Source organism: Acidobacteriota bacterium (assembly GCA_018268895.1).
In the GTDB taxonomy this organism is placed as follows: Bacteria; Acidobacteriota; Terriglobia; order Terriglobales; family Acidobacteriaceae; genus Edaphobacter.
The window spans coordinates 454,633-475,821 of the sequence record JAFDVP010000012.1; the positions used below are offsets into that span (position 1 = coordinate 454,633).

Below are 21,189 nucleotides of genomic sequence, written 5' to 3' on the forward strand. Positions count from 1 at the left end.
ATATCTCCTACTGCACAACCAGTGTTGCCGTGGCTGAGTGTTGAATAGTTCCCTCGGTCCCGGTGACGGTTACCGTATACGTGGTCGGTTTGAGTGCAAAGTAGCCGCCAGCGCATCCTGTCAGTGACGCTACCGGTAGCAGCGATCCTGCCAGTAATAACAGAGCAATCAGCAGCTTTGGCATTCTGCGGCGGTAGCGGCGTACGGCTCCAAGACCGACGAGCCCCAGAACACCGAGAGCGATCGACGATCCACCCGGTGAACCTGGACGTTCAGGCGTGCGGTTGGAGGCCTGAAGCGATGGGCTCGTCTTCAGAGTCAAGGTAACCTCAGTGCCGCCTGCACCGCCGTTCACCGACGCGGGAGAGAAGGTATAGTCCGTCCCCGTTGGCAGGCCGCTTACCGTCAGATTGACGTTGCTCAAGAATGTTGTCGTTCCCACTGGGGTCAAGGTGAACTTGTAGGTCGCCGAATCTCCCGGGAAGACCTCTGCGCTGGCTGCCCCTGTGTTCTTGTTCGTGAAGTCATGAATAAGAACCGCGACTGGAGCCGATGTGCTGGTGAGGAAGCTCGTATCACCCGAGTAGACGGCAGTAATCTGGTGCGACCCGCCTGAGAGCGTGCTGATAGAAAGCGCCGCCGTTCCGCTCAACTGGAAACCAACTACCGTGCCATTGGTGCTGAGCGCCACTGTGCCGAGAACCGTCGTGCCCTCAAGGAAGGTAACAGTGCCCGTAGGCGTGGGAGCCGTCGATGAAACAACAGCAGTGAAGGTGACTGGGCCGTTGATAAGCGACGTTCCACTTCCCACGCTGAGCGTAATCGTCGTGGGCAGCTTGCCTATCACTTGCGACAGCACAGGAGAGACCGCGGGGTTATAGCTGGAGTCTCCACTGTAGTTGGCGGTGATTGGATGTGTGCCGATCGTAAGCGTCGATATGCTCAGGGTAGCGACACCTGCTCCGCTGATAGCTCCCGTACCAAGGACGGTAGATCCATCATGGAAGGTCATCGTTCCCGTCGCGCCCGCGGGAACCGAGGCCGTAAAGATCACTGCCTGGTTCAATGCTGCGGGATTCGCCGACGAAGTCAGCAGGACGGTTGGCGTTACAACTCCAACCGTGACAATTGTTGCAGGCGACGTCGCGGCGTTGCTTGTTGCAGTCTCCGCTACAGACGCTGTAATCGGGTTGGAGCCGAGCGGAAGCGACGGTACGGTCAACGTTGCAACGCCATTAACCACGGGAGCAGTGCCGAGCACAGTCGATCCATTCGAGAAGATGATCGGGCCGGTCACTCCCGAAGGAACCTGCTCGGTGATCGTCACCGGCGTATTGGGATTTGGATTGGTACTCGACACGCCCGGCGCCGGAAGTACAGGGGTGGTCTTGATAATAGTGACTATCGTTGCCGGCGACGTTGCGGGATTGTTATTTGCGTCACCCGGCGTAGAGGCAGTGATGGGATTACTGCCGATCGGAAGGTTTGAGACCGTGATGGTTGCCGTGCCATTTACTACAGGCGCAGTACCGATGGGCGTTGAACCGTTGTAGAAGGTGACCGGCCCGCTGACTCCTGGGGGCACTGTCTCTGTAATTGTCTCGGTGCCACCGTAGGTTTGGGTTGGATTGGAGACCACGGGAGCTGGCAGGATCGGCGTAGTTTTGCCCACATTCTGCACTAGGGGAGCTGAAGTGGCGGTGTTGTACGTTGTATCGCCGCCGTAGACTGCGGTGATGGTATGTGTTCCTGAACTCAGCGTGCTATCGGTAATAGACGCTTGACCGCCGACTACATTCGCCGTTCCAAGCGAAACGGCTCCATCCATAAAAGTGATCGAACCGGTTGCCGCCGAAGGCACAGTCGCCGTAAAGATAACAGCCTGATTCGCAGCGGAGGGATTGATCGATGAGGTGAGCGTGACCGTCGGCGTAAGCTTTCCAACGGTAACAATTGTGGGAGCCGAGGTTGCCGCGTTGTACGTTGACGTTGCGGGAACAGACGCTGTGATCGGATTGGAACCGATTGGCAGCGAAGGCACCGTGATCGTAGCGACTCCGCCAACGATTGGAGCAGTGCCAATTACAGTCGAGCCGTTAGAGAACGTCACCGATCCTGTAACGCCCGGCGGCACCTGCTCGGTGATGGTCACAGGCGTGTTGGGGTCGGGATTGGCGTTGGAGACTGTTGGCGGCGGCAGGACAGGCGTGAACTTCTGAACAACCTGTGCGAGCGGAGCTGACGTTACTCCGTTATTGTTTGGGTCACCACTGTAGGTCGCCGTGATGGGATGGCTGCCAACTGTCAGCGTCGATATTGTGATCGCCGCGGTACCGCCCACAACTGCACTGCTGCCGAGCGCCCCTGCGCCATCGAAGAAGGTAATCGTGCCGGTCGCCGTTACTGGTACTGTAGCTGTGAAGGTTACAGGCTGGTTGAAGGTTGAAGGGTTGAGCGATGAGATCAGAGAGATGGCTGGAGTTGCCTTGGATACTGCCTGCGTGGTCGAGCCGCTGGCGGGGTTGTTGTTTGTATCACCGCTATAGTTCGCAGTGATGGTGTCAGTGCCAATGGGAAGTATCGTTGTCGTGACACTTGCTGCGCTCGTTGCCGGATTGATCGTAGCGGTGCCGAGGGCCGTAACTCCGCTCGTGAACGTCACCGTTCCTGTTGTCCCGGGGGGAAGGGTTGCCGTGATCGTCACAGGATCGCCGTAGTTGCTTGGGCCGGAGGTCGTCACGGCCACCGGGGGAGTAGCCTTGGACACAACCTGCGTGGTTGATCCGGTAGCGGCGCTGTAGGTGGTATCGCCGCCGTAGTTTGCGGTGATGATGTCATTCCCCACGGGAAGCGCCGAATAGGTAATGACCACAGTACCGCCGGCTGATACGGGTCCTGAACCGAGAGTGACTCCACCGCTGGTGAAGGTGATCGTTCCTGTTGCACCCGCCGGCACCGTGGCTGTAATCGTAACGGGATTGCCATAAACACTAGGCCCGGAAGTTGTCACGGTAATCGTGGTTGCGCCATGGTTGACCGTCTGAACCAGGCTTCCGGTTGCCGTGTTGTAGTTTGCGTCGCCGCTGTAAACAGCAGAGACCGTGTCCGACCCGAGCGGGAGCGTCGACGTTGCAACGGTTGCGACTCCATTGCTCACCGTTGCTGTCCCGAGTACGGTGGCGCCATACGAGAACGTCACGGTCCCTGTCGTCGAGGTAGGAAGCGTTGCCGTGAAGGTGACCAGTTCACCGAAAGCCGATGGGTTGAGCGACGATGACAGGTTCAACGCAGGAGATGTCTTCGAAACTGCCTGAGATGTCGTTCCAGATGCAGGATTGTTGTTGCTGTCGCCGGCATAGTTGGCCGTGATGGTATCGTTGCCGACTGGCAGGACCGTCGTTGCGATCGTCGCCACTCCATTGGCGATGGTCCCCGTTCCCAGGTTTGTGGCGCCGTAGGTAAATACAACGGAGCCGCTGGTGTTTGTCGGCAACGTTGCGGTAATTGTTACAGAGCTTCCGAACGTGCTGGGGCCGGATGTCGTCAACGTTAGCGTTGGAGAGTTTTTCGATACCGTCTGGGTAAGCGATGCGGAAGAAGTATTGTTGTTGCTGTCTCCGTTATAGACCGCGGTAATGGTGTCGCTGCCAACGGGAAGCGAAGAAGTTGTCAACGTTGCCACGCCACTATTGACGGTAGCGGTGCCAAGCACGCTAGTTCCGTCGCTGAATGTGACCGTTCCTGTAACCGAGGACGGCAGCGTATCGGTGAATGTAACCGAAGTTCCAAAGACGGACGGATTCACCGACGAGGTAAGCGTCGATGTGGGTGACGCCTTGGAGACAGTCTGCACTACCGATCCGGTTGCTGTGTTGTTGGAGGCGTCGCCACTGTAGTTTGCGGTGATCGTATTGCTCCCAACGGGGAGAATGGAGGTAGAGATGGTAGCAACGCCGCTCGCTATCGTGGCGGTTCCCAGTGCCGTGGCTCCGTTTGTAAAGGTCACGGTACCCGTTACCGAGTTCGGCAGAGTGGCGGTAACTGTCACCGCGGCCCCATAAACACTTGGACCGGAAGTTGTCACCGACATAGCCGGATCAGCTTTATTGACGACCTGATTGAGAGTCTGCGACGCTGTGTTGTTGTTTGTGTCTCCACCATAGGAAGCAGTGATGGTCGCGCTTCCAACAGGAAGCGCAGACGTCGTCAGGGTAGCGATGCCTCCTGCAAGCGTGCCCGTTCCTAGAACCGTTGCTCCGTTTGTGAACGTTACCGTCCCGGTAGCGTTGTTCGACAGCGTAGCGGTGAAGGTGACAGCCTGCCCAACCGTCGACGGATTGAGCGACGAGGCGAGCGCGACAGATGGCGTCGCTTTGCCAACAACCTGGGGCAAGGTAGCGACGGACGCGTTGTTATTCCCATCGCCGCTATAGGTCGCCGTGATCGTGGAGCTGCCCGTCGGCAACAACGATGTCGTCAGCGTAGCGATGCCGTTCGTGACCGTTGCCGTACCTAGAGTTGTTGAATCGGAGGTGAAGGTTACGGTTCCAGTAACCGTAGATGGAAGCGTGTCGGTAAATGTTACGGCGCTTCCAAATACAGACGGATTCGCCGACGAAGTAAGAACCGACGATGGGCTCAACTTTGTCACGGCTCGCGTAGTCGTCGCACTTCCCGAGGTATAGCTGGTATCACCGGCATAGCTGGCCGTGATCGTGTTGTTGCCAACAGGAAGAACCGTTGTCGTGACCGAGGCCGATCCTCCGCTGATTGTTGCCGTCCCAAGATTTGTCGCACCGCTGGTGAAGATAACCGAGCCGGTGGCATCGGATGGTACGGTTGCTGTAATGGTTACGGTCGAAAGGTAAGTGCTCTGCCCCGAAGTTGTGACTGACATCACAGGCGCTACTTTGTTCACTACCTGCGTAACCGTCTGCGATGTTGCTGCACTGTAAGTGCCATCGCCACCGTAAGCGGCCGTGAGGTTATGCGAACCAACCGAAAACGTGGAGACTGTGATCGAAGCAGTGGTTCCGGAGATAGCCGCCGTTCCCAGGACTGTTCCACCATCTTTGAAGGTTACTGTTCCTGTTGCGCCAGAAGGAACTGTAGCTGTCAGCGTCACTACCTGACGATAGTTCGAGGGATTGGGATTTGTTGCAAGCGACACACTCGAAATCGTGATTGAGACTGTGCTCGAGGTGCTGGTGTTGTAATTTGTGTCGCCAGGATAAACCGCCTTAAGAGAGACGTTGCCCGGCGTAAGCGACGTCGTTGTCAGCGTTGCGATGCCGCTGCCAAGCGTGCCTGTTCCAATCTGCGTCGCCCCGCTGTAGAAGACCACCGATTGTCCATCGGTCGTCGTTGTCGGTGGGCCGACAGTATATGGACTTAGCGTTGCCGTCAGCGTGACGGGCTGTCCGGCTACGGCTCCGGAAGCTGGGGAAACCGTCAAAGCCAGTGTTGTGGGCGTAGGAGCAGCAAGAAGAGGAACCGTTGAAGAAAGACTGGAAAGATAGATCGTATCGCCAGAGTAGCTCGCGGCCACGTTGTGAATGCCGCTGCCCAATGGAAAGACCGCCACACCGGTTAGCGCAACGGAGTCCGCCGCCTGTCTCACCTCGCTTAGCGCGACAGCAGCTCGCGGATTCTGGGCATCGGTCCCAATAAGGTCGGCGTTGCCATCATTGTTATAGTCACCAGCATTGACGGCATAGGTTAGATTGAACCCTCCGATCACCGGCTCGTTATAAGCCTGAAATGTTCCATCCCCATTCCCGAGATAGACCAATGCTCCATAGCTCCCACCGGCGATGATGTCCGCTTTGCCATCGCCATTCACGTCCGCCAGATGCGGATCGGAAGGGATGTCCGAAACATAGGAAACTGGCGACTGGAATGTCCCATTGCCGTTGCCAATCAGCACAAACATACTGTTGGAGGTATGTGGCGCGGGTTGACCTGCGTCAAGCATGACCGTTGAAGAGATGATGTCCGGGATATTGTCACCGTTCGTATCTCCTGTGGTCAGAAACTCGCCAACCTGCGAGGCCAGCAGGGTTGGCGATCTGAATGTTCCATCGCCCTTCCCCAAAGCGATGTACAGGTCCGAAAGATTGCTTGCCGGAGCCGATGTCTTAATCACATACGCAAGATCGTCCTTGCCATCTCCATTGAAATCGGCGGCGACAATATCACCCGTAAACCTCGGGGGACTGACTACAGTTACAGGCGACTGGAACGTCCCGTTCCCATTGCCGAGCATGATCTTTACATCCTTCAACGTCTTATCCGTGAGCGCGATGTCGAGAATGCCATCGTTATTGAAATCACCGATGGTCAGTCCGGCAAGGTCACCTGTCGATTGCCACTGCGGAGACTGGAACGAGCCATTGCCGTTGCCCAGAAGAAGCGCCACGCCTCCATTCACACCATCCGAGCATCCCAGGGCGACATCGATATTGCCGTCTCGATTGAAGTCCGCGAGCAGTATCTTCACCGCAATGTTCGGCGACGAAGAGAGCGAAGGGCATCCAGGATAGTTGACCTTTGGCTGAAAGGTGCCATCGCCATTGCCAAGCAGAACAGTAATCACCTGGTCCGCGTCGCCTGTTACAACGTCGAGATTGTTGTCGCCGTTCAAATAGGATGAGGCAACAACCACAGAACGTGTCGTCGTCAGACCATCGCCTATCGCAAAAGGAGAGTTTGGGGCCCGAGTGAAGTTGTTGGTCAACACAGGCGAGCCCAGGTTCTGCGTTCCAAGGATATTGTTGCCAACGCTTGCATCAAGAAACTGCACGGAGCCACTTGGCCCGGGAGAAGTGATTGCGCCCACGCCGGTCACAGTTGACGCCAGCGTGTAGTTGCCCACCGCACCAGACGACGCAAGCGCTGTGCTCGAACCGTAAGTTCCCTGCACGGCATAGCTCACCGTGTTCGACGTGCTGGACGCATACGTTGCATTGGCGCGATAGACAGCCTTGTAACTGTGGGTGCCCAATGCGCCGCTACCGATCTTGACCACCGCCGTCGCGGATGACGCCGTAAGCTGCACCTTTGCAAGTAGCGCTGAATTATTTTCGCAGTACGTAGCACTGGCATCGCAGAACATGACCAGTCCCGCGGTGACTGGAGATCCTCCCGAGGTGACCGTCGCCGTCAAAGTAATCGGCGTCTTGTATGGCACGCTGGTCGACGAGATAGCCAGAGTTGTCGTCGTAGACGCGGCATACGCCGCTACTCCGCTGAATATCGAAAGCAGCGCAAGAATCGCAAAAAAGCGAAGTTTGCAAGAGACAGGCAGAGATACAATTCGGGTCCTGGAACTTGTAGGGGAGGTCATGCGGGTTCCTTGGGGGCACGAGGTAACGAATACTTAGTGACGCGTGTTTAAGCTACTGTTCCCTTAATGGCCACAGGTATTACCCGAAAGTTGCAACGCAAATTGGCGTCAAATAAGGAGTTTGGAAGCAAAGATGAAAACCCGCATCTCCGGTGCGTCCGCAGCATGCTCCTGTAACAAGAACAAATAAGAATGGCAATCCAAATGCATCGCTGGGAAGACTTGCCATTCAACAGGATGACGATCGCAGAGCAATCTGGCTTGACCGTATTGAGGTATCGTTGACTGAACGATATCTTTTTTTGAGGTGAATGGCGTGCGTTGGATTGCGGCAGCCTGTGTCTCGGTAGTTTCCATCTCGGTGTTCGCGCAGAACCAGAAAGCGCAGGACAACATCGTCCACCTGAACCAGGTTCAGGTCATTGGAACCCACAATAGCTACAACATGGGCTTTGCCCCGAGCGAAGCAAAGTATTTTTCGGAGCACTATGCGAAGGCCTATCACGGCCTCGAGTACCATCACCAGACATTGACCGAGCAGTTGAACGCGGGTGCCCGGCAGTTGGAACTCGACATCGTGCAAGACCCACAGGGCGGCCGGTTCGCTCACCCCAGGATCGTTGAACTGACAAAGCAGGAGGGTCTGCCTGCGGACACTGACTTCGATCCGCAACATGCCATGATGAAGCCCGGCTTCAAGACGCTGCATCTTGGCGACCTGAATGAACGCAGCAGTTGTCCTCTGTTTGTAGATTGCCTTCGTGAGATACGCCGATGGTCGAAGGCACACAAGCGCCACGTACCGCTGTTCCTTCTGATCGAAGACAAACAGGGACGTGTGAGCCAGTTGCCCGATGCAGTGACAGCAGAGCCGTGGACCGCCGCTACCTGGGACGCGATGGATACTGAGATACGCTCCGTCTTCAAAGAGAACGAGATGATTACGCCTGACCAGGTGCGTGGAGGCTATCCCTCGCTTGAGGCAGCAGTACTCGCTGGCGCATGGCCGACCCTTTCGAAAGCACGCGGCAAGGTTGTCTTTCTGCTCTATAACCGCAAGTCAGCTCCCGGTTACCTTGCCGGACACGCGATGATGAAAGGCCGTGCGCTCTTCGTGAATGGGCGCCCCGGTGAACCCGAAGCTGCATTTGTCGAACAGGACGCCGGCAAACCAGACGAGATCAGCGCATTGGTGAAGAAAGGCTACCTTGTGCGATCGCGCTCGGATTACAACACCGACCAGGGAAGAAATAACGACACGACGCGACGCGACGAGCTGCTCTCCAGCGGAGCGCAGATGATCAGCACTGACTTTCCTGTCAGCGAGCCCGCTCCATGGACCGGATATACCGTCGGCATCCCAGGCGGCTTGGCGGCAAGGTGCAATCCCGTGAATGCTCCCGCGACCTGCAACAATTCACTGATGGAAGGCACAACCACGAAAGAGCCATCACCCTCTCACAAGCCATAGCCGTCCAGGGGAGACAAGGCTTCCAGGCTGAATGGCAGGCGGCTGCATCGGTAAGAAGGATGGATGTTTGTCGCAAGCGTTGCGCCATGTCATATTCGGAACTCCTGCCATCGGGCGGGTGGCCCATACATCAACCCAGCCGATACCTCGGGTACCCCATTCATGCGGGTTGATCGCATAAGTGGTCTTTCGCGCGGAAGCGCGAACCGATAGAATCCCTTCAACGATGAGGTCGGCCGCCGGCAATATGATGAGCGATGGCCTGACGCACACCTACGTCTACTGACCTGCTCCCCGGCCAGTTCATTTCGAAGAACTGAACCAGTTCATCGCGTCTTTTTGCCAACTCGAAATTGGATATGCTCTTCGGTTTCTCTCTTCTGAACCGGCTTTCGAACTCGCAAATAAGGCCTATTTACTGTACGTTTCGCAGAATTCCACCGAAAAGGCCAAATTGCTCAGAATGCTGTTTTCGAACTGCTTCGTAGACGCCGTAAGTGTAACGCCCGCCTACAGAAAACCGTTCGATATCATCTTCAAAAGGGCAAAATCTGAAGAATGGTCGGGACGACTAGATTCGAACTAGCGACCTCACCCACCCCAATCCTCTAAAATACGCAATTTCAGCAACTTAGGTGCACTAAACAAAGCGCTAAAGAGCGGAGAAGAGCCCGACGAAACGCTTATTGGACCCGCAAATGGACCCACGTTTACGGTTCGCATCAACGCGACACGGACGGCAAAGCGTGGGGAAACTCGGATTCAACACTCCACACGAAAATACAAGGCCCTGAATCACCTTGGGATTTTTGAGCCTCTGGGCTTGCTCATGTTCTGAATCTCAAATACGACTACTGAAGTATACGTCTTGTCCCGTACTTCCTTTTGTAGCGAATATACGCTCTGAAAGGATGGCGCGGGCGGCTGCCGTTGCAAACGGGTCCCAACGTCACCAGGACCTCGATACGGGTATTACTCATAGAGCCGCTGTGTGTCAGCTATTATCTGGCGATAGGGAGCCAGTAGCCCTGGCTTCTTGATCGTTTCCCATAATTTCAAGGCATTTGTCGCGGACTGTCTGGCTTCACTCGTCATCCCAGCTCGGTATTGCGTAAGACCGAGTGTTGACCAGGCTCTGGCAAGGTCCAGCGTCTGCACTTCCGTGTGCGGAGTCTGGTTGGCAAACTGTTCCGCTTCGTTTAGCCCGTGGTTTGCGAGGTCCAACGCTGGTGCCGTGTTGCCACTTGATGCTTCAAGGACCGCTAGACTCTGTTCGCTGGCGAGATACTGACTAAGAATTGACGCATTCCGCGCATCAAGAAAGGGCTGGATCACGATGATTGATCTCTGGTAAGCCGCCGCCGCCCTGTCGCGATGTCCCAGCGCCTCCAGACGATGGCCCTGATATTCGAGAACAAGGGAGGCCTGACCTGCGGTGTCGGAAGATTTTGGATTGGACTTCAAAATGGGGTCGAGCAGACCAAACGATTCCTCCAGCAGAGACAGCGATTCCGTAATTCCATTTGGATCAGGATCAACCGTACCGAGCCGGCTGAGGCTCATCGCCAGGTCATCGATGTCTCCCTGAGTCCACACATTGGATTACGTCTCATACAAGCTGACTATCTCCTCACTTTACTGCCAACAGCGTCAACAGCCGCCAGAACAACTTCAGCGCGAAAACAGGAATCGTCATACACTTCGGTCCGAAGTGATATAGCGAGATCCTGAAAGTGGCATCTCTATCTAGAGAGCTGGTCGATCAAGCTGCCGCAAGGTCACCCACCCAATGCGTCCTATTCCTGCGCTGCGATTCCTAGAACAGTAGATGCTCAACTCGGCAGTGCGAGAAGAATCAGAGATGCAAGACCGCTTGCGATTCCGATACCAAGAAGAAGGCTCAGCCGCTCACGAAACACAAATACACCTACCATTACCACTAAAATCAGGCCACCTCCAACCGCAACAGGAAAAACCACGTAGCCTGGAATTCCCCCCGACATGGCAAGAGCCATACCCGTCTGTCCAAGAACGCTACAAAGTGCCATCAAAATGCCGATGCCAAGTTCCCTTACCGTAGGCTTACCCAAGTGGCGTACAGCAACCGCGAGAGCCAGGATCGAACCAGCCATATACCATATCAATAAATATTTTGTTTCTAGATTCCCAAAGCCCGCACCGGCCAAAACACGAAGCCCATAAGCTCCGAGGCCATTAGTAACAAATGCCACTGCCATGCAACGCTGATACATATTTATGCCTCCGGCATTTGGGCAATGGCAATAACCTCGCCGCTCGCTTCCTCTCGCGCTCTTTCCCGCCAAAGAATAACAAGCGCCGCGACAGCCAACAGCAACCCAACCGCCCGTCGTCTCGTGATTGCTTCGCGGTAGACCACAATCGATAACACAGTGGGGACGGCCATTGAGAGATTAATAACGAGCCAGCTTGTTGATATTTTTCCGTACCGGACTCCACGCTGAAAGCTCAAGATGGCCAGAGAGGCAAGAAGACCGCATGTTGCGGCAGTAACCCATGCGATACGGGGGATATCCAGCACGCCTGCAGCTCCGAAGCGCCAGAAGGAGAGTACGCTCATTACCACAACGCCACCAAGAAAGATAAATAAATTGATGGCCTCTGGCCGGCATCGCCTATGATCCGCCACCTTGTGCAAAACACCGATCATGCCGAGGCTCGCTACGGCCAGAAAAAGAAATCCATAGGGCATTATCATTACCTTTTTAAAGAAGCTCGATGTCATGTACAGCTCGGGGGAGGAAATCGGATCTCTTCAATGCTTCCGCATATCTAACGCCAATTAGACTTCCGTAATACCGAGCTCGCGTTTCAAGTTGCTCAGTTAGCGATCCCATCGTTGAGCCATAGTTTCGACGGGAAGATTTTTCATCCTCTGATTTCGCCTCGACGATATCCGAACTCGATTGGAAGCATCGCCATGCCGCCATCTTCGCCTCAAAAGTTGAGGAAATATCGACGATATCGCTTGGCTCTGAGAGCGATTGGATTACCTCGAAATGGTAAAGAGACCTTGCGAACCATGGCGGTCCTAAATCGGCACTACAACTCCAAGCCGCCTGCCACCATGAGTCGCAGCTCAAGCGCGCCATTGCCCGATGTTGAAAATATTCATTCCAGGAGTGACCAAAGACAATATCCGGTTCGTATTTGCGGATACTTTCAATGCAAAGCCGGTATGTCTCTCGGTTCTCCTGAACTGCGTAATCTGGATAGTGGAAACATTCAAACGACTTCACTCCGAGGATCTTGTGAGCTGCGACAGCTTGAGCCGTGATACGCTCCGCCGCCGTTTCTTTGTCGGCAATATCCGCAAAGTCCTCATCACTATGACCGAAACAAACGACATTTACATCGCATCCCGCATTCGCCATTTTGCGCAATATTCCGCCGAGGGCGATGACACTATCATCGAGATGCGCGCCAAGAACAAGTGCTTTCAATCGAATATCCTCTTTTCGTTACAGAACGAACGATCCAATCTGCAGGACCGATGCTAATTTTTGTAATTCGCGCCGGACGTCGCCGTGAGCGACAACCACATGGTGAGTGACACCACGACGCTGTAGCTCCACTAAGTATTCCTTCACTGGCCGCTCAACCTTGACCAGAGCATGTATCTCTTGGCAAGGAAGGCATGGGTAATCCAGCGCTTCGCCTCCAGAGATTAACATTTGCCATCCTTTCGGCGTATCCAGCATATGGGCCATTGTTACTATTCCCGGACTCATAATGAATTCCATATTGATACCCGCCCCCTGGAAGCCCCATTCTTCCGGGGCGCTGGTTAGCGTTATGCGGTCATCGGAACCCGCGAGCGCAGGTGAGGCCATGCCATGTCCAACAAGCAAGAGCGCGTTGTGAGCAGCATCGTACTGGCCCCATTCGGCCGCCAGCGGTGGATTCCCTGTAAGCCAGTACAGAATGTGCATCATCGTAAGACCAATAATGTCTCCTTCCGACCCAACGAGGTGCTTCCCTTTTTCGAGCATCATACAGGCGCCGAGTCGGGTCGGCGCTCCAGTAGCTTTTTCGATGTGATGCTGCCCTAGCACACACAACGAATCTAGGCGCAAATGTTCAACCAAGCGCTCCATGGCGATCGCCAGCCGTACGGATCTGTACCAATCCTCTTCTTTTGGTCCCTGCTGGCGGAAGCGCCGAACTAGAGTCTTTGCAACCTCCATTGTGTCTTCGTCCTGCACGCCTTCCCACTGCTGAAGAAGATGTGCAAGCTCAACCGTGATGACATTGGGCCCAAGGAAGCCTCGCACTCTGGTCCGGTCATTTTCCAGATCGTACATTCCCCGAAACACATGGCCAACAACACCAATATTTAATTTCTTTAAACGCGCGGCGACGAGATGCACACGAGCTATCCCAGCAATCTCTTCAAACGGACGTTCTTCGGCAAGCGAACCCACCACAATGTCGTATTCTCGCCCCATCTTCGTAAACGTTGCTGAAAGCTGAGCAGTGCCGATCATTGCGCTGTTGCGCATGAGATATTCGTAATTGTCCTGGGGGGTGATGTTCTCTTCCACTTGCGTCGTAAACATCACTACAGGAACATGCGGGATATAGTCGATCGCTTGGAGCGCCATATAGTCGGGCACGTAGGTGCCATCGACAACGATAAGCATCCCGATGTCGGCTTCGGCGAAGGCGCGGCCCGCTCGGTCCGCGCTATCGAGCGTGTCCACTACCCCGGGGTAGATGAGATCCACGTCCTTCCCAAGCCTTTTCGCAATACGTTCCAAGTCATTTTCGACGTCTTGCCTAAATTCCAGAGAGAACATTCGCCAATACTCGAAATAAGCGCATGCCAAAAGCCCCACTTTTAGCTTTTCAGAAATGTTTGGCCTGTTCGACAATATATCTCCGAACTCGGAGCCAATTCCCGCTTCGAACGACACGGTCACATCACTCATTTGTTTGCCTCGTTATTTTCGCTACTAGTGCAAAATCCGGCGCAACTGTAGTACGCCATGTTGATCTGCGTGGTATCCAACCTTCCGAACTGGGCCACAACGTCCACATCCGACCGAAGACGCAGAGAGTATTGCGTTAGGGAAGGAATTTTTAGACCACCAATATCGCCAGGATGATCGAGCCTCAAAGCCCGTACACGCTCCGCGCCGACAATCACCTCGATGCCTTTTACTGGATCTTTGTTTTCAAAATAGAAATCAAGTAAGACCGTCGCCGCAGCAGCATTGGGATTCAAAATCATTAGAGCTTCGTGCGCTTCCATGGGCCCAGAGCCGATTTTCTCGGGGAGATATCCATCAACGAAGTACCAAATCTTTGCGCCGTGCTTTGTCATGGCTAAACTCCAGCAGCGCAGGCGGCGCGAATAGAGGGTGTTAGGGATTCCCAACCAGATTCGGTAATCACAAATCCCTCTTCAATTCGATTAGAGCCCTCCGGGTGTCCGAAGAGACTGATGTCGGAGTTCACGCACATCCCGACGCGTAGCGGATATGTCGCCTTTTCATCCGGATAAGGCGATTCGGCCTCCGCCAAACCAATACCATGCATGGGAGGATACAGATCGTATCGTTCCAGCTTGTGCTTTTGAAATACGCTTTTTACCGCGCGGACCATCTCTCCGGATATCACTCCATTCTTGAGGTAACTCACTTGTATGGTGGAAGCTTCGAATAGTGCACTCAAGAAGCGCTTCTGTGCATCGGTGGCGACACCGGCAACAAAGGGATACTCAACCGTTGCGATGTATCCCTCATACTGAACCGCAAACGCCGCCATCACCATGTCTCCGTCTTGGATGATCTTGCGAGTGGGGCGCCCGATGATTGTGTTTGTCCGCTGGCCGCTACCGAACACGGTAAACGGGATGCTTTCTGCTCCAGCCGCGCGCGCCACGCCTTCTGCCGCACCGGTCGCCTCCAGCTCGCTCTTTCCGGGTACTGCCGATGCCACTAATGCTTCGTATCCGAGGCAGGCGATTCGCCCTGCTTCCCGTAGGCAGGCAATCTCGTTGGCGCTCTTCACCACCCGTAGGTCCCTGAGGATTGAATCTGCTTCGACTATCACGAGTCCTGGAAGCGCATTTTGTACACGATCCAAGATTGGTCCTGGCATATCGAACTTGCCAACGACGCCCAGCCTCTGTCCCCCACGAAGAACGTCGCCAATGATTTGCCGCAAAGAAGAAAACGTGGCTAACGGATACTCAATTTCTTCTGGCACAGAAACGCAGGCAAATTCCTTAATATTTCTGAGGTCGGTCCACGGGCACATCTCTCTGGCGTAGCACTCTCCTTCGGGTGCACCCGCAAAAATGGGCTTCCCCGTCTTGGGAATAAAACAGGCGCCACGCTCAAATATCGGCCAAAAATTGGAAACGTAACGGAGGTTCTCTCTACGGTACTCATCTCCGTAGACCATCAGACCGTCGAGCTTCTGCATGTCGAAAGCTGCTTGTATACGCGAAATGCGGTCTTCGAATTCGGTTTTGGGTATCGTAATCATGTTCTCAGGCGAGCTCCTTTTCATCGAAAAGTACTTCATAGGTTTCATCTAGATTGAGTAACCGAAGTTCGTCGCCTACAGCAGATGTCGCTTCGTGCGCATATGCGATGAGTTGGCGATAGAAGTCGAAGCCACATCCGTCCTCGCACTGGTTTAGCGGAGAAACATGCGCGAGCGTCACAAATGGTATGCCGGCGCGTAGGCACGAATCGAAATCATGTTGCGCCAGTGCCATCGTTGCTTCGAAATCTGTTCGCCGGAGATACCATGTGTATTCGGTAGTCAGCGGGAGCGATCTTATTCCGCTTGAATGCTGAGACCGGTCGAAATCGACACGCGAGATCGGTCGCGGAGCGAGTGGCTTTCCTTGAAGGAGGTCCCACCCCCCTTCCTGTAAATACATCGAACTATCGTAGGAAAACCCTTCTGCGCTCAGCGCAGTAAAGAGATTCTCACACGTCGAAAGGCAAGGAGCTCGAAAACCTCCTATCTTGCGCTCCATCGCATCTTCCAGGATTTGACGTCCTTGGCAAAGCCTTTCCCGAAGCTTGGGAACCGCAAGACCCTCTTCAATCGCTGCTTGTTCTTTCGCCAATCGTTCCCGCGACGCCGATTCGTGAGGCAAGTCCAAAATCATCCGCGGAGGAATACCTGTCTCGAAACGATCATGTTCAAGGCCATGCTGCCCCAGTGCATGTCCCAACGCTACAGCTTGTTTCAAAAGGTCTAGATACCCGGATCTCTCTTGCAGCCGAATCCCTTCTGCACGAGGCACCACAAAGAAAGTTGATCGGATGCCCTCTGATTTAAAGAAACGCAGTAAGGCATGCATGTCCTCTTCAGTGGAGTAGCCTTTGAGGCAAACGTCGTCGACAGTCAAGCAAAATATCATCGTCTCTGTGGTCCGTTCATTTGAATCTGCCATCCGCTGACACGCTAATAAACGCGATAAGGGCGGCCTTTTTATGCTCAGAATAGAAACTTCATCGCAAACTGAATCTGGCGTGCTGTGCCGGCGCTCTGAATTCGCCCGAATGCCGGTGAAACGAGCGTCGGCACTGGATTTGAGAAGTTCGCGTGATTGAATGTATTGAAGAACTCTGTGCGGAATTGAAGGCGTGTGTCTTCCCAGACCCGAATCTCTTTGAAGAGGCCGGAATCCAGATTTACTAAACCTGGTCCCACTAAGACATTCCTGCCAAAATTCCCATATTGACCCGCTGAATTTGCAACAAATGCGCTCGTATTGAAGTACTGAGCAATCATCTGTTCCTGGGATCTTCCAGAAGAAAGAACCGGATTCCCTACAAGATTAGGACGGTCCGAATTGACTGCGGTCAGCGAGTAGTCACGCCCGCTGACTACATTGAATGGCATTCCGCTCTGTGCGCCGAAGATTCCTGACAGGCGCCAGCCCCCGATAATATTGCGCCCAAAGAACCCACCACTGTGCCACGTGGGTAGGTCCCATAAACCAGAGATAGCCAAGACATGTTTTCGTTGAAAATCAGACAGACCACGACTTCCGCGGAAATTGAATGGGTCTTGAATCGTCGATGCCGTATAAGGTTGGCCCGACTGTATATCGATCGAGCGAGCCCAGGTATAGGAAACATCGATCAAATAAGATTTTGAAAGGCGCTTCTTCAGACTCAATGCGAGAGCATTGTAGGAGCTTGTTCCCGCATCTTTGAAATAGGTAACACCCGATATCTTTCCACCCCCAAACAGCCTGCGTTGATTTGCATTGGCCAGCGTAGCTCCGGGTTGGTAGACTGCTGGATTCGCTTGATAGACCAAGGGGAGATGCCGACCCGCGCTACCGATGTAGTTGATTTCCACAGAAAAATCCCTGATCAGCTGCCTTTGCAGTGACACGCTAAATTGCTGGAGGTTGGGATTGGGCATGTATTGATCGGCTCCCCAACCCGTGACGGGAAGCAAGAATTGCGCCTGTCCAGTCACGGGATTATATTGAGCGGCTGGATTACCAGGAACTACAGTGAACCCGAGCCCTCCAGTCCCAAATGGATTTGAGAATGATGGAACAGTCGTCAATGTGAATGATTCAAGGAACGGCTGATTCAAGCTCAGATATTGAGAGTATCCATTGATAAGAACTTCGGTGAAGATACCGTAGCCGAGGCGAAGGCTCGTGTTGCCGTCACCGAAAACATCCCATGCGATACCGAATCGAGGGTTAAAATTCCGATACTGTGGATTGAAGATCCCTTTCGGGATCCCAGGGTCCCCAGCAAAAGCCATTCCAGCTGGCGCATTCGGGAAACGAGTCGATTGAAAACCCGGAATGAACGTGGCAGAATTCCCATCGACTTGCTCCGTTGGTTGCTCATAGTGATAGCGAAGGCCCAAATTGAGCGTGATCCGTTTAGACACCCTGTAGTCGTTCTGAGCGAAAAAACCAACCCAATAGGTGCGGTGATTCTCCTGTTCGTCGTAGAGCAATAACGAGCTCGGCCGCCCCAGCATAAAATCCGCCATGGCATTGCCTGTGAACTGCCCGTTGAATGCGAATCGTCCGTTATCGAAGGAAGCTCGATCAGGTCCGAAGCGGACTCGGTCATAGTTACCTCCAAGCTTCCATGTACTCTTTCCGCTGATCCAAGTGAGCGTATCTGAGAAATCTTCTGTTGCATCCTGCCGTAAAGGATCGCCTGCGGTTCCGGGTGTCAGATTGACTCTGCCAGTAATATTGACGGCCGGAGGGTAGGGATGAGTATAGGTGTCAGGCAGATTTACCCCGGCATCCTTTGGATTATTGAACGGCATATTTGCATTTGTCTGAACCTCAAATTTTCTGTTCCAGGCGAATGACGCCATGTTCAGAAGATTTGGCGTAAATGTGTGGATGTCCCACACGTTGAGATTCTGAAACCGCAATGAATAGTTGGTTTGACCGAACGGAAGATTGCCGTTGGGCGTATTCGATGTGCCGCGGCTATACCAATATCGTCCACTAAGTTGATTATTCCCTGTGAGATTGTGGTCTACCTTAAGCGCGAATTGCTTGCCATTGTTTATGCTGGGGCTCAGGCTGGTGTAGCCGCCCCCGGCAGAATTCGCAGCAGCCATGATGGATAAATATTTGACTGCCGCCGGATCAAAACGCGAACTGGGAATCCTTCCATTGGGAAAGCGCTGACCTGTAGCTGGATCAACTGGCACACCACCGACAGATTGTGAAAAATCACCATTCTTTTCCGCATCCGTTGGCGGGATCGCTGCGTTATTCAAGACGGAGTTATGGATAGCCGTCCCCTGGTAACCGAAGAAGAAAAACGTCTTGCTGCGAATAATAGGGCCGCCTATGGTGCCCCCGAATTGATTCTGGATGAGGAACGGTGTTTTTGGCGCGAAGTAATTCCTCGCCGTTAGTGCATTGTCACGATGGAATTCGAAAAGGCTGCCGTGGAACGAATTGGTACCCGATTTAGTCACAACCTGAACGGTTGCCGCGGCTGCAAGTCCCTTCTCAGCGTCATAGGCATTCGTAATAACCTTCATCTCGTCCAAAAAGTCAGGTGGAGGAAGCGGGTTTCCTTGTCCATACTGGACCGAGTTATAGCGGGTATTGTCATAGATGAAATTGTTCGCGCTCTGTTGTCCGCCTGCCACTTGGACAACTACGTTGTAACTGGTGGGTGACACTCCGGGATCGGTTACGATAACTCCGGGAATCAAGGAAAGCAGCGCTGTAGGGCTTCGGCCACTTAATGGCATCTCCACCATCCGTTCAGAATCGATGGTCTCTCCAATCGAAGCCTGACGCGTATCGACCGCTGGAGCCTGACTGGCAACCGTCACCGTTTCGGAAACATTCCCAACGGAAAGGGGAATATCCACTCGCACGTTAGCCTGTACCGAAACGGCAACGTTCGTACGAATGGCTACCTTGAAACCTGCTGCCTCTGCCCGAATGGAGTAGGAACCAGGGGGCAGAAGTGTAAACAGATATGCTCCTGTTTCATCAGTGGTTGTCGTTCGTGCTTGCCCGGTCGACGTCTCGACAACCTGTACGGAGCAATGGCCAACGACTGCACCACTAGCGTCAGTCACATTCCCAACGATGGAAGCAGTCGTTTGCGCGAAAGTCACGCTAGCGCAACATAGAGCAACCACCGCGACGCTGAGAGACTTTAGGGCTTTCAATGGCAACATAACCATCCTCCTGGGTTATCTGGGTATGAGAGATTACTGGCGCAGAACTGCGTCCGAATGCGGTCTTGTACTTTTAATCGTGAACCTGTGCTGCGATCAGAGGGGGCGCTGTCCCCGCAAAATGACTAAAGATCGCCCCTTCAACTTCCACACTTTGCTTGGTGCACTCGTCGAGTCATACGCCGAAAAATAAGTGTCAGCGGTCTCGATCGTCGCTTCTTCTGTGCCATAATTTGCCAGAACGAGATAGGTCTCGAGGTTTACAAATGTCGAGGCGACTACGTTGGGTTGCAATGGCTTTACAAAGAGATCGGAATCACCAATATCGATATAAGCCCACGTTCCCTCTTGTACGAGAGGAAGGTAACGAGCAAGCCAGTGAGCGTGAGTTGCTCGAGCGTTCGGGTTTGGCGGGAATGCATCCCATGGGCCATATACGAATGGTCCGTTGGGATGTGCGCGATAGTAGTCCCATACTTCGTGATACTCGCGACGTAATTTATCTTTCTCTTCCGGCATGTACTCGACACCGGGGATGAATCCACGTTCGCCCGTCATGGGCCGCCCGGCAAGGAGAAGCGGGAACTGCATATAAGGGATCGTTTGCAGGTACATCTCATCCTGGTTATCCACTTTGCCGTTGCGGAAATCAAAACACGGCACCACGTAGGGCGGGTAGTACTTTGTGTCCTGTCGAGTCTTATCGAGGCTTCCGACTCCTTCGCCAACCCAAAGATAGTCATATAGCTGCGCATCAAACATCGGGCGATTGTTCCGATCAGCATGTAGCTTGTAGATACCGCCGCGACGTTTTACCTCGGAATAGATCAACGACACCATGTCCTCAAGCGCCGCGTCGTGATCCTTACTTTCATGAAACGCTAAGACCTCATCCTTGGTGGGCGGTAAAGGATTGTTGTAGAGCGGAATGTAACCCCAATCGTTAAACAATCCATCTGCACCATAGTCGTCCAGCACCTGCAACGTGCGCGGCAGAATATACGCACGCCAACCGGCGCTAGCTGGCGAACAGCGAATGAGCTTCCAATGATTGCCTTTTACTACTGGTCGCTTCCCTGGCCCGCCCCGAACCCATTCCTCGCGGAGATCCGGATCCCCCTCTTGCATGTAGCCGGTTGAAGCATAGAGAATGACTTTCATTCCCCTCTTATGAGCCATATTGATGAATCGCCGCAGACCGGCGGGGTTCACCGCAGTGAACTTGTCTCCTCCAAATAACCGAAGCAGGTCATTCCAGTCCTCCATCAGCTGGATGAGACGTATACCGCCAGCATGCAGGCGATCGAGCTCTGCTTCGTCATACTCGTCCGGATTGTACGGCGTGCGCGACGGATACTCGCCGATGTTGTAAGAGACCTGCCCGGGTATGTAGTTGGTGATAAGGTGCTTCTTCCCGCACTTCCGAATGCGACTCTCACAAGCGGCAATGTTCTCCAAGCGACGGCGATGATCGTCTGCCGAGAATGAGCGCATGATGGTACCAGCGCCTAGGTCAGCTAAAGTGCTCGGCACCCCTTGTGCCGCCATCTGATTAGCCCCTTGTGCCGTGATCCGGTTAGGCGCGGCGGCGGCAATGCTATATAGGGCTGCGGAACCCAAGAAATCGCGGCGGTTCATCCGTAGACTCTTTTGCATCAAA

Annotated in this window: 12 protein-coding genes; 1 reads left to right on the forward strand and 11 read right to left on the reverse strand. The window is 53.9% G+C overall.

Going from position 1 to position 21,189, the window contains the following annotated elements; genetic code table 11:
- Positions 1-7: 7 nt before the first annotated feature.
- Entirely contained in the window at positions 8-7,345 is a 7,338-nt protein-coding gene (locus JSS95_15480; GenBank protein MBS1801213.1) for an Ig-like domain repeat protein, read from the reverse strand.
- Positions 7,346-7,652: 307 nt separating this feature from the next.
- Here JSS95_15480 and JSS95_15485 point away from each other — a divergent pair, with 307 nt between their 5' ends.
- Entirely contained in the window at positions 7,653-8,816 is a 1,164-nt protein-coding gene (locus tag JSS95_15485; protein MBS1801214.1) for a phosphatidylinositol-specific phospholipase C1-like protein, read from the forward strand.
- Positions 8,817-9,788: 972 nt separating this feature from the next.
- On the opposite strand, the gene JSS95_15490 is transcribed toward JSS95_15485, so the two are convergent.
- The 10 genes from JSS95_15490 to JSS95_15535 form a co-directional block, all read right to left on the reverse strand.
- The gene (locus JSS95_15490; protein MBS1801215.1) at positions 9,789-10,412 is read right to left on the reverse strand and encodes a hypothetical protein; all 624 of its coding nucleotides are present in this window, start codon (positions 10,410-10,412) and stop codon (positions 9,789-9,791) included.
- Between the two features lie 236 nt (positions 10,413-10,648).
- Positions 10,649-11,053 (reverse strand): hypothetical protein, encoded by a 405-nt coding sequence (locus JSS95_15495; GenBank protein MBS1801216.1) that lies wholly within the window; start codon positions 11,051-11,053, stop codon positions 10,649-10,651.
- 17 nt (positions 11,054-11,070) lie between these two features.
- Positions 11,071-11,580: an EamA family transporter gene (locus JSS95_15500; protein MBS1801217.1), complete on the reverse strand. Its 510-nt coding sequence runs from the start codon at positions 11,578-11,580 to the stop codon at positions 11,071-11,073.
- Positions 11,561-12,298: a PIG-L family deacetylase gene (locus JSS95_15505; protein ID MBS1801218.1), complete on the reverse strand. Its 738-nt coding sequence runs from the start codon at positions 12,296-12,298 to the stop codon at positions 11,561-11,563. Before JSS95_15505 ends, JSS95_15500 begins: the two co-directional genes overlap by 20 nt.
- Before the next feature lie 18 nt (positions 12,299-12,316).
- Positions 12,317-13,786, reverse strand: coding sequence for a hypothetical protein (locus JSS95_15510; protein MBS1801219.1), 1,470 nt, complete (start codon positions 13,784-13,786; stop codon positions 12,317-12,319).
- Complete coding sequence (locus JSS95_15515) at positions 13,783-14,181, reverse strand: hypothetical protein (protein ID MBS1801220.1); 399 nt, start codon at positions 14,179-14,181, stop codon at positions 13,783-13,785. Before JSS95_15515 ends, JSS95_15510 begins: the two co-directional genes overlap by 4 nt.
- A 2-nt stretch (positions 14,182-14,183) precedes the next feature.
- A complete protein-coding gene (locus JSS95_15520) occupies positions 14,184-15,389 on the reverse strand; it encodes an aminopeptidase P family protein (GenBank protein ID MBS1801221.1) in 1,206 nt (401 codons plus the stop codon).
- On the reverse strand, positions 15,355-16,230 hold the full coding sequence (locus JSS95_15525; GenBank protein ID MBS1801222.1) for a DUF2334 domain-containing protein: 876 nt from the start codon (positions 16,228-16,230) through the stop codon (positions 15,355-15,357). The genes JSS95_15520 and JSS95_15525 overlap by 35 nt, the downstream gene beginning before the upstream one ends.
- Positions 16,231-16,319: 89 nt before the next feature.
- Positions 16,320-19,529 (reverse strand): TonB-dependent receptor, encoded by a 3,210-nt coding sequence (locus JSS95_15530; protein MBS1801223.1) that lies wholly within the window; start codon positions 19,527-19,529, stop codon positions 16,320-16,322.
- Positions 19,530-19,625: 96 nt separating this feature from the next.
- A complete protein-coding gene (locus JSS95_15535; GenBank protein ID MBS1801224.1) occupies positions 19,626-21,167 on the reverse strand; it encodes a hypothetical protein in 1,542 nt (513 codons plus the stop codon).
- Positions 21,168-21,189 lie beyond the last annotated feature (22 nt).

What these genes read in the sequence shown, in the direction of transcription:
- JSS95_15480 (MBS1801213.1), bottom strand. Translation starts at nt 7,345, where the DNA reads ATGACCTCCCCTACAAGTTCCAGGACCCGAATTGTATCTCTGCCTGTC.
- JSS95_15495 (MBS1801216.1), bottom strand. Translation starts at nt 11,053, where the DNA reads ATGGCAGTGGCATTTGTTACTAATGGCCTCGGAGCTTATGGGCTTCGT.
- JSS95_15500 (MBS1801217.1), bottom strand. Translation starts at nt 11,580, where the DNA reads ATGACATCGAGCTTCTTTAAAAAGGTAATGATAATGCCCTATGGATTT.
- JSS95_15510 (MBS1801219.1), bottom strand. Translation starts at nt 13,786, where the DNA reads ATGAGTGATGTGACCGTGTCGTTCGAAGCGGGAATTGGCTCCGAGTTC.
- JSS95_15515 (MBS1801220.1), bottom strand. Translation starts at nt 14,181, where the DNA reads ATGACAAAGCACGGCGCAAAGATTTGGTACTTCGTTGATGGATATCTC.
- JSS95_15520 (MBS1801221.1), bottom strand. Translation starts at nt 15,389, where the DNA reads ATGAAGTACTTTTCGATGAAAAGGAGCTCGCCTGAGAACATGATTACG.
- JSS95_15530 (MBS1801223.1), bottom strand. Translation starts at nt 19,529, where the DNA reads ATGTTGCCATTGAAAGCCCTAAAGTCTCTCAGCGTCGCGGTGGTTGCT.
- JSS95_15535 (MBS1801224.1), bottom strand. Translation starts at nt 21,167, where the DNA reads ATGAACCGCCGCGATTTCTTGGGTTCCGCAGCCCTATATAGCATTGCC.